This is a genomic window from Metabacillus mesotrionivorans (genome assembly GCF_052171315.1).
Taxonomy (GTDB): Bacteria; Bacillota; Bacilli; order Bacillales; family Bacillaceae; genus Bacillus_P.
Map to the genome: position 1 here is coordinate 307,818 of NZ_JBQMFF010000001.1, position 14,891 is coordinate 322,708.

The 14,891-nt window shown below is 35.2% G+C and carries 12 protein-coding genes, 1 tRNA gene and 2 pseudogenes; 14 read left to right on the forward strand and 1 reads right to left on the reverse strand.

Annotation, left to right across the window (positions count from 1 at the left end; translation table 11 throughout):
• The first annotated feature begins 7 nt into the window (after positions 1 to 7).
• The 14 genes and pseudogenes from ACTSEZ_RS01460 to ACTSEZ_RS01525 all read left to right on the forward strand — a co-directional run.
• Complete coding sequence (locus ACTSEZ_RS01460) at positions 8 to 1,276, forward strand: hypothetical protein (protein WP_369732393.1); 1,269 nt, start codon at positions 8 to 10, stop codon at positions 1,274 to 1,276.
• 27 nt (positions 1,277 to 1,303) lie between these two features.
• The gene (locus tag ACTSEZ_RS01465) at positions 1,304 to 1,630 is read left to right on the forward strand and encodes a hypothetical protein (protein WP_369732394.1); all 327 of its coding nucleotides are present in this window, start codon (positions 1,304 to 1,306) and stop codon (positions 1,628 to 1,630) included.
• A 167-nt stretch (positions 1,631 to 1,797) separates the two neighbouring features.
• Positions 1,798 to 2,232, forward strand: a complete 435-nt coding sequence (locus ACTSEZ_RS01470) for a DUF6884 domain-containing protein (RefSeq protein ID WP_369732395.1) — start codon at positions 1,798 to 1,800, stop codon at positions 2,230 to 2,232.
• A 33-nt stretch (positions 2,233 to 2,265) separates the two neighbouring features.
• Complete coding sequence (locus ACTSEZ_RS01475; protein WP_503129012.1) at positions 2,266 to 3,057, forward strand: ScoMcrA-related endonuclease; 792 nt, start codon at positions 2,266 to 2,268, stop codon at positions 3,055 to 3,057.
• Positions 3,058 to 3,078: 21 nt separating this feature from the next.
• Positions 3,079 to 3,243 (forward strand): HNH endonuclease, encoded by a 165-nt coding sequence (locus tag ACTSEZ_RS01480; protein WP_369733058.1) that lies wholly within the window; start codon positions 3,079 to 3,081, stop codon positions 3,241 to 3,243.
• Between the two features lie 53 nt (positions 3,244 to 3,296).
• The gene (locus ACTSEZ_RS01485) at positions 3,297 to 4,364 is read left to right on the forward strand and encodes a hypothetical protein (RefSeq protein ID WP_369732397.1); all 1,068 of its coding nucleotides are present in this window, start codon (positions 3,297 to 3,299) and stop codon (positions 4,362 to 4,364) included.
• Positions 4,365 to 4,466: 102 nt separating this feature from the next.
• Positions 4,467 to 5,396, forward strand: coding sequence for a DUF4238 domain-containing protein (locus ACTSEZ_RS01490; protein ID WP_369732399.1), 930 nt, complete (start codon positions 4,467 to 4,469; stop codon positions 5,394 to 5,396).
• A gap of 314 nt (positions 5,397 to 5,710) precedes the next feature.
• On the forward strand, positions 5,711 to 6,295 hold the full coding sequence (locus ACTSEZ_RS01495; protein ID WP_369732400.1) for a hypothetical protein: 585 nt from the start codon (positions 5,711 to 5,713) through the stop codon (positions 6,293 to 6,295).
• Positions 6,296 to 6,953: 658 nt separating this feature from the next.
• Positions 6,954 to 7,257: pseudogene (locus ACTSEZ_RS01500) on the forward strand (recombinase family protein).
• A gap of 425 nt (positions 7,258 to 7,682) precedes the next feature.
• On the forward strand, positions 7,683 to 9,476 hold the full coding sequence (locus tag ACTSEZ_RS01505) for an AIPR family protein (protein ID WP_369732402.1): 1,794 nt from the start codon (positions 7,683 to 7,685) through the stop codon (positions 9,474 to 9,476).
• 391 nt (positions 9,477 to 9,867) lie between these two features.
• A tRNA-Val gene (locus ACTSEZ_RS01510) sits at positions 9,868 to 9,928 on the forward strand.
• A gap of 406 nt (positions 9,929 to 10,334) precedes the next feature.
• Positions 10,335 to 11,708 carry a VWA domain-containing protein gene (locus tag ACTSEZ_RS01515; protein ID WP_369732403.1) on the forward strand — a complete coding sequence of 458 codons (1,374 nt, stop codon included), beginning with the start codon at positions 10,335 to 10,337 and terminating at the stop codon, positions 11,706 to 11,708.
• Positions 11,709 to 12,091: 383 nt separating this feature from the next.
• Positions 12,092 to 12,388, forward strand: a complete 297-nt coding sequence (locus ACTSEZ_RS01520; RefSeq protein WP_369732404.1) for a hypothetical protein — start codon at positions 12,092 to 12,094, stop codon at positions 12,386 to 12,388.
• 172 nt (positions 12,389 to 12,560) lie between these two features.
• Positions 12,561 to 12,824: pseudogene (locus ACTSEZ_RS01525) on the forward strand (SDR family oxidoreductase); the annotation flags it as partial.
• An 89-nt stretch (positions 12,825 to 12,913) separates the two neighbouring features.
• Here ACTSEZ_RS01525 and ACTSEZ_RS01530 read toward each other — a convergent pair.
• A complete protein-coding gene (locus tag ACTSEZ_RS01530) occupies positions 12,914 to 14,782 on the reverse strand; it encodes an NTTRR-F1 domain (RefSeq protein ID WP_369732405.1) in 1,869 nt (622 codons plus the stop codon).
• Positions 14,783 to 14,891 lie beyond the last annotated feature (109 nt).

Consider the following 14,891-nt stretch of genomic DNA (forward strand, 5'->3'; position numbering starts at 1 on the left):
TCTTGCTTTGAACAGGCTTTCTTATGATGAATATAATAAATATTTCTTTTCAAAGTCTAATTCTTTTTATGAAGGAAAATTTAAAGCATGTAAAATTTTTAAATATATGATAGAAAATAATTGTACTCTACAAGACTTTCATATAGTTATTCTAGAAGAGGTAGAAGAAGAATATTTAGATGAAAAAGAACAGGAGTATTTTCAAAGACTATTGCCCTCATTTTTTGGCTTTAATCAACTGAATTCTTTTCTAAAACAGCTTAAGTTTCGTTTCTCAAATTTACAAATGAGTAACTTGGAAATCGATCATTACTTAAGTATATTGCTGGAGGATTTAAAAGGTATATATTCTTATTCAGATTTTGGTTTTACAAGGTTTAATTTTGAACATTCAATACCTAGAGATATTGCTTATCTATTGAATGAGAATGAACAACTAAATAATGACACACTATTAAAATATCATGAAGCAAAACTTAATCTTGACGAATTGTTTAAGCTATATAAATTAGATATTCAAAATCGAGAAATTCAAATATTGAATGAAAAGGTAAACAAAACACTTGAAGAATATAAAATTGCTAAGACTGAATATCATGAAATGGTAAATCAACAAGAAAAAGGAATAGTTCAGAAATTTAAAGAAAGGTTAGGGGGATTTGATAAAAAAGTTAAAAATAACAAACTTTTAGTCGAAAAGAAATTTGAAGTTTTTAATAGTGCTAATGTCTTAAGAAAACAAAGTATGAAAGAAATTAGACATAAAAGATATAAATTAATATTTCCTTTATGTCAATTTAAGTCTTTTTCTCTGATAGACAGGTCAAATAATCCTACAATGAAAATAAATGAAGATAATGTATTAATAAACACATGTCATATCTATATATACATTTCGAATAATGGAGTTAGTAGAAGTGACATAAGAAAAGAACCAGATATTATTATGATTGATTATTTTTTCATTGATGATGACAGAATTGAATTTAAAAATAGGTATTATATTGATAATCAAACAACGGTGAATTGTCAGTCAGGAATAGAGTATATTGAGAAAGATTTCTATAATATGTTTGCTATGAAGCGGGAAAGATTTTCAATATCTAGCGTAATAGATGAGCAAATAGATAACTCTTTTATTTCTATTCAAGCTGAATATAAACATGGGATTAATGATTACACCCTAATAGATAAACAATTGGTTAAATTGTCGACTGTGTTAGATGAAATCCAACAATTAACTGATGATAAGACCGGATTTAGTATCAGGGCTTAAGAATCGTATAGGTGCTTAGAAATATGTATGATAAAAGAAGGGTTACAGAATAATTCTTTTGTAGAAAAAATACTCACAAAAAAATTACCTAAAATTAAAAAAAGAAGAAAATCTCCAATTAAGATAGTAGTAGATAAACATGACGAACTGAAAGTTGATAACAAGGTTACAAGATCGGAAGCCTATAAACTTAAGGTATTAAAACGGTCTGATAATACTATTAATGTATTAAATTACATTAATAGTAGAGAAAAAGTTGCTGCACAATGTAATGTTTGCGGATATGAATGGAAAATACGTAGTGACCATTTATTATCAAGACCTTATTGCCCCTCATGTAGAAAAAATGAATAAAGAAATATAAAACAATATCATTTAATAAGTGTGGAGGTCGTTCTAGAAGATATTTGAACTATAATTAAACAAATGGAAAAGGTTGCTCATACTGGAGCAGTTTTTATTTTTATTACTTGTGAAATGGCTACTCATTATTCCTCTATATTGGATATGGAGATGAGATATTGAAAATCGCATTAATAAGTTGTACAAAGTTGAAAGCGGATTATAATTGCACTAGAGAGATGTATCAAGAATCAACTTTATTTAAAAAAGCTGTCAAATACATTGAGCAGCAAGATTATGACGATTGGTATGTATTATCTGCAAAGTATGGACTTATAAAGCAAAATGATGTAATTGAGCCTTATGATCTAACTTTAAACAATATGAAAGCAACCGAACGCATAAAATGGTCAGAGTTAGTTTTTAAACAAGTAGGCGATTTGCAATTGGGTCTAAAACAAATTGACTTTTATTCTGGAGTCAATTATAGAGAATACTTAATTCCTGTTCTTAAAGAGGGTATTATCTGTAATGTACCACTTCAAGGAAAAGGAATAGGAGAGCAGTTACAGTTTTATACACTAATACAAAGTAACACCATTGATAAAGAATAAAGGGGTGCTTATCAAATGCCTATTTAGAAAAATATTAATAAAAAACATGTACTTGAAGCTATTCAAAAGATTAATAGAGAAGGTGTACGAGATAGGATAGAATCTACAAGATTCAGCCTTTTCTATGAAGGTGAATATTATCCCCCTAAATACGTGGTTTCTATTGCAAATATTTTTGCCAATGGAGAAGAATATTCTCCCACCTTGTTTAGTGGAGTGAATGAAACTAATAAATTTCTTGGTAGGCTAGGTTTTACGATTACTGGAAACAAGGAAATTGGTTCTGAAATTCAGAATGACTTTTTGAATGTTCCAGATTTAGAACCTTCAAAGAGGTCAAGGGAATATAACAAATACAGCAACGAAGATAAGGATTCTATAGTGTATGAGTACCTTTTTAATGCAATGTCTCACCGTAGCTTAGATGAAAATATACTAGGAATTGCATCAGATAAGAGAACAGGTCATGAATCAATGAATATTCTCCATTACATAGGTCTTAAGGATAAGCATAAAGGAGTATTCAAGGACTATAGTATATCGGAAGCCATCCACAATTTAGAACAGCGGGATTCAGATTTTGGACTAGTTATTCATTCTCTTTATAGGCTTAATAATCAGTTAGATAATAGCCAAGGCTTAAAAGAGATAATTAAAGATGATCTTGATTCAGAAAAGGCTGAAGATGATAGTTATTACAAGGATGGTGCAGTTAAACAGTTTTATGGAAAGCGATATGAAAGAAGACCAGAAAACAGAAAAAAAGCAATTGAAATTCATGGCTTAAGCTGTATTGTTTGTGGATTCAATTATGAGAAAGTTTAAGGGGAGCGTGGGAAGGACTACATTGAGGTGCATCATGTTAAACCATTAAGTACTATAGGTGATCAAATCGTTATTGATCCTAATGATGATCTTGTACAAGTTTGTTCGAACTGTCACAGGATGATACATAGAAAGAAAGATAATGTCTTAAGTGTGGAGAAGTTAAGGAGTGTACATAGAATATAGAAAACAAGTACGATATAATAAAAAATTAATTCGAATTTGGGAGATGAAATTTTATGAATTTTCATTTCAGTTCAATGTATGTTAGGCAAAAAATAGAGTCAATTGAAGAATTAACGAATTTTTTAGATCCAAGTGAAATTCAATTATATCTTGACACTAATATTTGTATATATCTAAGAGAGTTTTATAGACAGCCAAGTAAAACTATAACAGACGAAGTGCTTTGGAATGAGTTAAAAAAACTGCTAAGACATATTGAACAATATGACATAGAAGTTGATTACTCAATAGGAGTAGAAGAATCTTGCAGAAACCTTAACAATTTTGAAATTAACGAAGAGAAGTTTAATGAGACTATTAATATTTTAATAGCTTTATTTGAAATGGATTTCCTTCAAATGATCGAACATAGTAAATTAGTTAAGTTCTCTGAACCTGTAAAAGATACAACAGAAAGAATATCATCTAAAGTGGAAAGTTTAGAACAGCAGAGTTTATTTCAGAATTTAATGTTTCTTAGCTATGCTTGTTTACTTAAGTTATTTCTAATTTATAATGATACCGCCGAACCTTCAAATGCAAAGAAAATGATAAATTATTTAGATTTTCTTTCTAATGAAGTGGATTTGATGAGTATTTCTCATATAATATACGGTAATTTGTTATTAAGTGGTCATCCTCAAGCGATAAAATTAATTCATCCAAAAAAGAAAACAGTTCAACACTTCTTACATGGAATTTGGAATGCTTCACTTGATCTTACTTTGCCCACACTGGTAAGTAAGAAATTTATCTCCGATAAAAAAGTTCCAGTATTTGTTACTAGAGATGAATTACTATGGTTAATATTTGATTCTATGAAAGTGAAGTATATGTTTAGTAATGGTAATAAATCTACTCATCCTCCTTTTATAGAAATAGATTTTACAAAGTTTAAATGGAGTATAGAAGAATTACATCAAATTACAGCGCATCACGATAAAATTCAAGAAAAACGTTTATTTAATTTTATTGTACAAAGTGAAAGTATGGAAGATAGATTAGATAGGCTAAGGAGCTTATGTTTTGTTCTTGAAAATAACTTAAAAAAATATTTGAAGGAAAATAAGGGTTTTATCTAACTTTTATGAATTGTAAATTTCTTGTAGGTTAATTTTTTATCGAATAATAAATTTTTGATTTTATAATTTTTGCGATTAATCAATAGAAGGTAGGGGGATATTTTGTCAGCTATAAAGCAACATTTTGTTCCTAGGCTATATTTAAGAAGATACACTGAAGGAAAAGAAGAAATATGGACATTTGATAAGATTGCAGGGAAAAAATTTCACACTGGTCTAATGTTAGTAGCTGCGGAAAAGTTTTTCTATAATTTTTCTGAAAAAGAGATAAATGAGCTTAAAAAGCAGTTTCCAGATGAAGAAGTTAGCGAGAATCTACTCGATGATTTATTTACATACCAAATAGAACCAGTTTTTAAGGAATCTCTTAATAGAATTTTAAACGGATATAATAGTTTTAAGAATGAAGATAGTGATTATGCTTTACCCGAGGAGGATATACTTCAGCTAGCACAGAGTTTAGCATTTCAATACTATAGAACAAAGTCTTATAGAGAAGGAGCGGAAAGAAGTAAATTAAGTTTTCTTAGATATTTCTCAGTTGATGATGTTAACTTTGAAAAACACAAAGAGTTAAGTGATAGTAATAAGGTAATAGAACATGCTAAACAAATATTCGGAAAATCATTTGGATTAGCTAAGAAACTTAAAGAGGATTATTATTGGATCTTAATTGAAAACGAGACTGATTTACCTTTTTATACATCTGACAATCCATTAGTCTTACGTAAATTTGATGAAGACGGAAGAGTTATACAAGCAATTCATGATAGACCAGATATTGATGAATATGCTTTTCCACTTACAAGCAATCTTCTTTTAATAATTGTGAAGAAGGAAGAAGCATTATTGGATTCTTGTTACCACCGAAAAACTAAAAGAATTGATGATGAAAAGGTTATACTTTCTTATAATGAAGCTCAGCTTCATTCATCATATCGACAATTGTTTTGTGTATCAGATAATTTTAAAATGATTGATGGGTTAATAACCATCCTACCAGACACAACATCCATTACCATAAAAATATAGATTATGTAGATGAATTAAAGTAGACATTCATGTAAATGCATGTCTTTTTGCTTTTAGAGGATTAATAGAAATTGTTACCGTTTGATTGTACTTATACGGTAACGATACTAAACTTTTTTTCAAATACAGTAGTGACAAGGGTTTCCGTATGTTTGGATTGGTACCGTTTGACTGTTAATGAAAAAATATAATTAGCCTAGTTTTATGTTTAATATTTACTTCATAATCTGTTTGTTCTCTCTTCGTTCTTAAATGCAGGAAAAGCTCCTATTTTGTCGAATATAATATTTGGACTAAAAGGAGGTAATTTTTTAATGTTTGAAAATCCAGAATTACTTAAAGCAAGTGTTTCTCTTGGTCAGTTTTTAGCTCAAAACAGTACCCAAGCAATAAGAGACAAAATAAGGGCTACAAAAGCAAAAAATAGCAACGACGAAACGATTAATAATTTGGAAGAAATCATCAATAACTTGATTGCTGAGAAAAACGAACTTATATCTATCGCTCAAATTTATGATGAACAGATGGTATCACAGAAGATTTCAGAAGAGGATATCAAATATATTACAACAAATATTTTACCTCTATTAGAGAGGTTGATTGAAAATGGCAATCAAGAAAATGTGGAGAGAAACATACAAAATGTGGAGATTTTCAAACCGCTCCTTTCAAAAGAAACATTTAATATCCTTCAACTATTAGGATTTAATTTCAAGAAAGCAATCGGCGAACCATTAACAGAATTAATTAACGGATTAATATCCTCTCAAATTCCTGACAATTCAGAAAAGACTAAAGATTACCAAATCCTAAATGCTCAGAGAGATATTGAATACTTTAAGATCTTTCAAGATGAGGAAGCATATCAAAGATTTTTAGATCTTAGAAGAGAAGGTTAAACAGTGTAGAAATGTATACCGAATTCCAGTTAGGAATGTAACCTTCCTTACAGGTGTTGTTGTTGAACGAAAGGGTGCTTTAGTTAAAAATTACATTGTATTTAAAGCTTGAGGATAGTATACATCCGCAAGCTTTTTCTATATTAACTGCTATTTCAAGATAAGCTTATCTTATCTAAAAATTGTATGTTACCAAATGCCTTACATAGTTAGTATAAAATTGCCATCGTCCACAACTGTTCTTAGTTTGATATCTGTTCCTGCCGTTGAGATCAATGGGAAATTAGTCTACAACAACGAAATCGATATTGATGCGTTAAAAGAATTTGGCTTAGAACAATAATCAAAATTGGCAAAGAAAAGAGAGGTGTGTGGTAAAAACTGCTGTGCTGGGGCGTATAAGTGAAGTAATTTGTCCAGAAATTGCGGTGTAAAGATAGAGCGTGCCTTAAGTTCACAACCAATACACATTAGTTCGTTGTAAATTTGAAGTTAATATTCTGATTAATTTACAAAATGTAAATGAAGTTATAAATTCTAATTTTACAATGTGCTACCTTTGATTCATCGGATAAATACAGAAGGAACGATGAACATGAACATAGCATATATCAGAGTATCAACAGTTGAACAAAACAAAGCAAGACAAGTCGAAGCAATGAAACAGTACAAAATAGAAAAGGTGTATCAAGAGAAGGTATCCGCTAAGAATACATAAAGACCAAAATTACAACGGATGTTAGAGTTTGCAAGAGAAGGAGAAACAATCTATGTTGCAGACTTCTCAAGATTAGCACGATCAAAAAGACTTGTTGGAATTAGTTGAACTATTAAAATCAAAAGGAGTACAACTTGTATCAATTAAAGAAAATATCGACACTTCAACAGCAACAGGCAGATTAATGTTAGAGATGATTAGTGCTATTAATGATTTTGAACGTGAAAAAATGCTTGAAAGATAGCGTGAAGGCATCGAAATAGCTAAAGCAGAAGGAAAGTACAAAGGGAGAAAAGAAGTATCAAATCTAGACTTCAATCAGCATTATAAACGGTATATAAATCGAGAAGTATCTAATACTCAGCTTGCTAAAGAATTGGGTATATCAAGACCAACATTAAATAAGTTAATTAAGTAACATCAACAAGTTAGTTAAGGGAGTGTATTTCAACATTTTCACTGGGGTCTTGGATGGGATAAAGCTATAGTTGGTTCATACACACGCTATGAAAAAATTAATGCTCTTTAACTATTAGATAGCTGTATAATAAAAGAGAATATGAGCGGTTTGTATTTATAAAATACATAACTTGTTGTTACTGGTGAGTTGTATTAATTTTACTGAAATTTGGTTAATATAATTCTGATTATTGAAGGAGAGGACAAGAGGTGTTAGCTTTGGCTGGAACATATGTTCAAGAAATAGAGAGAATCAAAAGGTATTATTCAAGTATTAATAAATCTATTACAGATGAAAGTGCATTTGAAATACTAGTATTACAATACTTCTTTTATAAGGAAAAAGAAATTTATTTATTAAACGGAAAAGTTGATGACCATTTAACTAATGGAACAAATGATGGTGGAATTGATTTAGTTTATTATGATGATGAGGATGAAATTTTGTCACTAGTTCAATGTAAGACTACTAATTTGTCTTCAGATGAAATAATAGATGAAATAAGAAAAATGAATACAACAGTTAAAGCCTTTGAAAATCACAATACTGGAGCTTATAGTGATAAATTAAAAAGAATACTTCAAGAAAACTTGGATCGGCTACCTGATAACGGTCAAATTGAGTATCATGTTTTTTATTTAGGAAATTTCGATTCAAATATATTTGAAAGAAAATTAAACAATTCACCTATTAGTGATTTAGAAGATATGATTAATGTATCTGATTCACCTATAATTAATACTCAGATTTCAAATATTCAAGATATAACTGCTAAAATTAGTGAATTTAAAGCAGAGTTAGATAAAGCTAATAACTTTTTAGAGTATGAGTCTACTGAAAATTATGGAGCTTTAGTAAATATAAGCTCAAATTCCCTTATTAAAATGTACAATAAATTTAAAGATAAGGGATTATTTGATATGAATATTAGGAAATTTGTTCCCAACAAATTAGTTGATAGTGGAATTAGAAAAACTTTAGATAGTGATAGGGAAAACTTTTGGTTTTACAATAATGGACTTATAATAGCTTGTGAGGATTTTGAAATTGATGGAAACACAATTAAAATTTATAATTTTTCAATTGTAAATGGAGGACAAACTACAAATTTATTAGGAAATTATAAAGGGACTAATAGTCAAGAGTTCTATATACCATGTAAGGTCGTGTTTAAAAAGAATGATGATAAGCAAAAAGTAAATGAGTTTTTTACTCAAATTGCTGAAACTACAAATTCTCAAAAGCCTATTAAAGCAAGTGATTTAAAATCTAATACTCCCGAAATGCTATCCTTAAGACGAGTATTAGAAAATCATAAAATTGATTTTCAAATTAAACGTGGTGAGAGATTTAGAAATAATATGACAAAAATTAAAAATGAAGAATTTGGACAGTTAATTCTTTCATTTGTTATGCAAAAGCCGGGTACGGCACGCTCCAATAAAAAGGCTCTATTTGAAAATAATAGTATTTACGCATCAGTATATAAGAAAAATTATGTGTCTTCTTCTGTAAGAATGGAATTTATTGTTGATATGATAAAGTTCTATGACAGATTTAAAAGAATTGTTGAAGAAATGAAGAAAAATGATGATTTATTCGAATTAAATGCGAAAGATGTTTTGAAAAATGGTACTTTCATACTTCTTGCAATTATTGGAGTTCTTTATAGAATACACAACAATGATATTCAAAATTTCAAGGAAGCAGTAGATAATCCTACTCTAATAAGTGAAAGTGCATTCGTTTTTGGAAAATTCATTTCAAACTATAATGAAGATGATTTAGATAGTAAAATTAAAAAACTTATTATTGAGTTAGTTTTGTTAATTGAAGAAAGATATACAATGCTACTTGATGCAGGTGAAGTAACAAGTGTAAGTAACTACTTTAAAACAGATAAAAAGTACCATGATGATTTACTTAAATCAATAAGTTCAAAAATGCTTAGAGAAAGAACGAGTGCACCAATTATGGAATATAGTGAGTTTTTAAAAAGATAAAACTTATTAAAATAGTTAAAGATGATAAAGTATTTAATTCTATTGACAAAAGCACTTTAAACATTGATTAGCTATACTATAACCTTTGTATCTAATACAATTGAATAATAAGCGATATATCAACGATCTGGTAATTATGCTAGGTCGTTTTTATTGTGTTTTAGAGGACTTTTTAATACGACTTATGCGACTCAAATCGTACAGAAAAGGATCATATACATGAGATGCAGAAGTAACCCTTATTATTTCAATGATACTAATGCAATATACTTACTTGACGAATTTTAGCGACCACTTTACAATAGTAAATGTAAATGCAAGAAGGTTAGTGGTCTGATGTTTTTTTAACTTGTAAAAACTTTAAAAAACCTATATATATCATGCCTATTCCCGCTCAGTGGGAGAGCACTTCCTTGACAGGGAAGGGGTCGGGGGTTCAAGTCCCTCACAGGTCATTACATTTGAGAGAGTTTCCCGGAATGGGGAGCTCTTTTTTATTTGGGAAAATGCCGAGTGGTTGGACGGCCGAAAATTGAAACCCGAAAAAGCACCCGACGCAAATAGACGACGGGTGCTTTTTATGTGCAGCTGTTTTTATTCCTTAAAGAGGAGACCCGGGTAAACATAAGCTCCGACTTTCGAACTGGAAATTCAATTTTTGGAATTTTTTTCTGGTAAGGGGTGTAAAGGTCATAAAAAAGGGTAATAGATTGATGGTACATTTTTACCAATTTTAATCCATTTGCTATTTATTTTCCATTTCGTCTTTTTTGCCATTTTTATTCATGTATACTGTAAAAGTCTTTATAAAAATCCATATTTTATTAATTATGGTAAAAAGAATAGGAGAGTGAAAAAATGAAGCGTACGAAGAAGATATGTCTGATGCTGCTGTCAGCTTTATTCGTCTTGTTTGCGCTTGCAGCATGCGGAGGCGGGGAACAGGCTTCTGGAAAAGAAGAGAAAAAAGAGAATACTAAAAAAGAAGAAGAAGTTTCTGAGAAAGAAAATGAGGATGAGGTTGAGATAGCCGGCAGTATTGAAGAAATTGTGAAAGAAGAGCCTGGAAAATACTCCGGGAATGCTTACAATAAAGCGGTTATACATAAAGCTTTAGACGAAAAGTCGTTTGCTGATAAGGACAGCTTTCAGATCTATGGCGAGCTGCTTGCTCTTGTGAACGAGGGGGAGAATTACAAGCCTTTTTATGATTTTTATGAAGAATTCAATCCGAGCATAGAGACTTCTTTAAGCAATATGCCTGGAGGAATGACGCTTGAAAACGGTGAGATTGGACTTAATACAAATATCTCAATCCTGTTGGATGCAAGCGGCAGTATGGCTCAGAAAATCGGCGGACAAGCCAAAATGGATCTGGCAAAAAAAGCTGTAAATGATTTTGTTGCTTCCATGCCTGAAGGAGCGAACGTATCACTTAGAGTTTATGGCCAGGAAGGCAGCAACAGCGACAGTGATAAACAGCTATCCTGCAGCAGCACAGAAGTAGTCTATGATTTGAAGCCTTATAATGAGGCCGAATTTAAAGCTTCACTTGGAAAGTTTAAGCCAACCGGCTGGACTCCAATCGCTAAAGCCATTTCAGAATCAAAAGCAGACTTTGAGAAATCAGATAAGCAGGGACAAAATATCATTTATGTCGTAAGCGATGGAATTGAAACATGCGACGGAGATCCTGCTAAAGCAGCAAAAGAACTCCATGATTCAAACATTGAAGCGGTTGTAAATATTATTGGTTTTGATGTAGACAGCAACGGTCAAAAACAGCTGATGTCTGTTGCACAGGCAGGCGGCGGACAGTATGAAACGGTCGATACGGCTGAAGATTTCCAAGAGTTATGGGAAGATGAACGCCAGCGTCTGTGGAATGAATGGTGGGACTGGGGAAATAAAAACTGGAATGAAGTCTGGGAAGAGCAAAGCGAAAAGCAAAATGATCTTTATGAAAGAAAAAGAGAGTTAACGAACATGATTTATGAGGAGAAAAAGAGACTGAATGATGCAGCGTTATATCTTCAGGAAAAAGAACAAATTGAGTATGATGTCCGTCAGGAGGTTACAAGCCTGGTCGATCAGCGACATGAAATTCTGAAAGATTATGCGGAGAATACTCACGAAAAGCTGCTTGATACAGTTAAAACCGAGGGTGAAGATCTGAAGGACTCCATTCAGGAGAATAAAGAAGAAATGACAGAAAAATATGAGAAAAAATAGGTTCTTCTGTTCTAAGGGATGATTCAGAACGTATAGAGTTCAGGCAAGGAGGTATAATTTTCGTATATCTCCTTGCCTTTTTCTATCTTTCAATATAAAAACTTCTGGAAATGCAGCAGGAAGGCAAACATTTTGAAGTTTTCACCCTTTAAGAGGTCACTGGAGACATGCTTACATTCCAAATGAAGACTCTAACAATCCTAATTTGCTGCTTAACAATCCAAATCAAGGATCTAACAGTCTAAACAGGTGCTTTAACAATCCAAACCCAAAATTGTTTGCAAATGTTTTACAAATATTTATCGCATTTATCCTAGTAACTCCTGTTCACTGAAACTATAATAAATGTATGCTTCTTACTAACCAATTGCGAGGGGATATTCGTGGAAAACAGGGAACTTCTGCTGGCCATTACAGAATTAAAATCCAGTATGGATAAACGGTTTGATGCACTTGAAAAACAAGTGGATTCAAGGCTTGATAAGGCAGAGGAACAGCTGTATAAGCTTTCCAGGGCCATTCATTCAGGAGGAGATGACCACGAAGAGGATATTCAGAAACTTGGTGATGAAGTAAGAGATTTGAGATTATCAGCAAAGTATGTGCTGTCTAAGATCAGTGAACATGACGTTGAACTATACAAAGCAATGAATATGCTGAAAAACACCTCTGATGAATAGTCAGAGGTGTTTTTTTGGAGGGACTGCAGATTTTCGGGCTTTAAGTTCAGGTTCCATCAGCTGGGTGTGGCTGATGGAATCCGGCTGTTCAGCTCCCTTGTTGCCCACAGGACGCCGACAATGATCTATGGTGCATTTACGCGATTGGCAAAGATAATCTGAATACAGCTGAGCCAAAGCCTCCATCAGCAATTCTACGCAGTGGCTGGCCGTTCACATGTCAAAAGCAGGAATCCGCGTGAAACCGGCACAGCCCGATGGAAGCTATACAGACCGTGCGCTTAAAATTCTCGGTCAAACTCATCTGGAGAGATTCGGCAATCCTGAAGATCTGAACGGTACGTTGCTGTGGCTTGCAAGCAACGACGCCTCCAGATTCGTCACTGGAACGGTCATTTCTGTAGATGTAGGATTTTCTGCATATTCCGGTGTTTAGAGAACCCTGAGAATCCTTAAAGGGTTCTTTTTTATGTAAAAAGATGGCCTGAAAAATCCAGGCCACCCTTTGACTAGAACTGCAGCAAATCAGGGTCCGGTAGCACCAGTGGGTCCAGTAGCACCGGTAGGTCCAGTCGGCCCAGTAACGCCGGTAGGTCCAGTAGCACCAGTTGGTCCAGTGACACCAGTGGCACCCGTGACGCCCGCAGGTCCAGTAACACCCGCAGATCCAGTAACACCAGTAACACCAGTGGCACCCGTGGCACCAGCCGGTCCAGTAACGCCTGTGGCACCTGTACTACCCGCTGGTCCAGTAGCACCCGTAACGCCCGCTGGCCCAGTAACACCCGTAGCCCCCGTAACGCCCGCAGGTCCAGTGACACCAGTAGCACCCGTAACGCCCGCAGGTCCAGTGACACCAGTAGCACCAGTAATGCCCGCCGGTCCAGTGACACCCGTAGCACCCGTAACGCCCGCTGGTCCAGTAACACCGGTAGCACCTGTAACGCCCGCCGGTCCGGTAACTCCAGTAGCACCAGTAACGCCCGCTGGTCCAGTGATTCCAGTAGCCCCCGTAACGCCCGCCGGTCCAGTAACACCGGTAGCACCCGTAACGCCCGCTGGTCCAGTGACTCCCGTAGCACCCGTAACGCCCGCCGGTCCAGTAACGCCAGTAGCACCCGTAACGCCCGCAGGTCCAGTAACTCCAGTAGCACCAGTAACACCTGCTGGTCCAGTAACACCAGTCGCGCCAGTAACGCCCGCCGGTCCGGTAACACCCGTGGCACCTGTAACACCCGCCGGTCCGGTAACACCCGTGGCACCTGTAACACCCGCTGGTCCAGTGATGCCCGTAGCACCTGTACTACCAGCCGGTCCAGTGATACCCGTAGCACCCGCCGGTCCCGTAACACCCGTGGCACCTGTAACACCCGCTGGTCCAGTGATACCCGTAGCACCAGTAATGCCCGCTGGTCCAGTAACACCAGTAGCTCCAGTAACGCCCGCCGGTCCAGTAACGCCAGTAGCACCCGTAACGCCCGCAGGTCCAGTAACGCCAGTAGCACCCGTAACGCCCGCTGGTCCAGTAACGCCTGTAGCACCCGTAACGCCCGCCGGTCCAGTAACACCGGTAGCACCTGTAACGCCCGCTGGTCCAGTGATACCCGTAGCACCCGCTGGTCCAGTGATTCCAGTAGCACCCGTAACGCCAGCCGGTCCAGTAACTCCAGTAACTCCAGTAGCACCTGTAACACCCGCCGGTCCAGTGATACCCGTAGCACCCGTAACGCCCGCTGGTCCAGTAACACCAGTCGCGCCCGTAACGCCCGCCGGTCCGGTAACACCCGTGGCACCTGTAACACCCGCTGGTCCAGTGATACCCGTAGCACCAGTAATGCCCGCTGGTCCAGTAACACCAGTAGCTCCAGTAACACCCGCCGGTCCGGTAGCCCCTGTAGGTCCTGCCGGTCCCGCAATTCCTCCCGCAAAATAGAGAAGAGAAATGTCATCAAGAATAACATCGGCTGTGCCTGCTTGAGGAAGTTTGTTGATCAGAATAAGCGCCTGGGTCGTTCCTGCCGGAGCAGGAGTAGTGTTTTCATAGATTTCAAGCCAGTGATTCTGATTTACATCTGGCAGGCGGTTTGGGGGAATATTTTGAATAGTTCCAATTCCGAGAAAGTTAAATGCATCATCATAAAATCCGAGGACAACGGTAACAAGAGGATTTGGGAGAGCGCCAACCTTGGCAAGCGAAAGTTCAAGCAAAAAAGTCTCACCTGAATTTGCTTCAACGAACTGATAGAGAAATGAATTAACATTTCCTCCTGCAAATCTGACAGCAGCAAATCCACTATGAGAAATTTGAGTTGTAATGACAGCGTTCGATGCGGTCCATGGGAAAAAACTGCCCAGTTCAAAACTATCATTAACTATACGGTTTTCGATACTCATTTTTTTCCTCCTTTCAAAAATATGCTTTTCACTAGTAAATGAAAAGCTTACTTTAAGATATTCACCGGCAGCAAAGTGGACAGTGTAAATGGCCAGGTAAATTAGCACA

What these genes read in the sequence shown, in the direction of transcription:
- ACTSEZ_RS01465 (WP_369732394.1), top strand. Translation starts at nt 1,304, where the DNA reads ATGATAAAAGAAGGGTTACAGAATAATTCTTTTGTAGAAAAAATACTC.
- ACTSEZ_RS01485 (WP_369732397.1), top strand. Translation starts at nt 3,297, where the DNA reads ATGAATTTTCATTTCAGTTCAATGTATGTTAGGCAAAAAATAGAGTCA.
- ACTSEZ_RS01495 (WP_369732400.1), top strand. Translation starts at nt 5,711, where the DNA reads ATGTTTGAAAATCCAGAATTACTTAAAGCAAGTGTTTCTCTTGGTCAG.
- ACTSEZ_RS01515 (WP_369732403.1), top strand. Translation starts at nt 10,335, where the DNA reads ATGAAGCGTACGAAGAAGATATGTCTGATGCTGCTGTCAGCTTTATTC.
- ACTSEZ_RS01530 (WP_369732405.1), bottom strand. Translation starts at nt 14,782, where the DNA reads ATGAGTATCGAAAACCGTATAGTTAATGATAGTTTTGAACTGGGCAGT.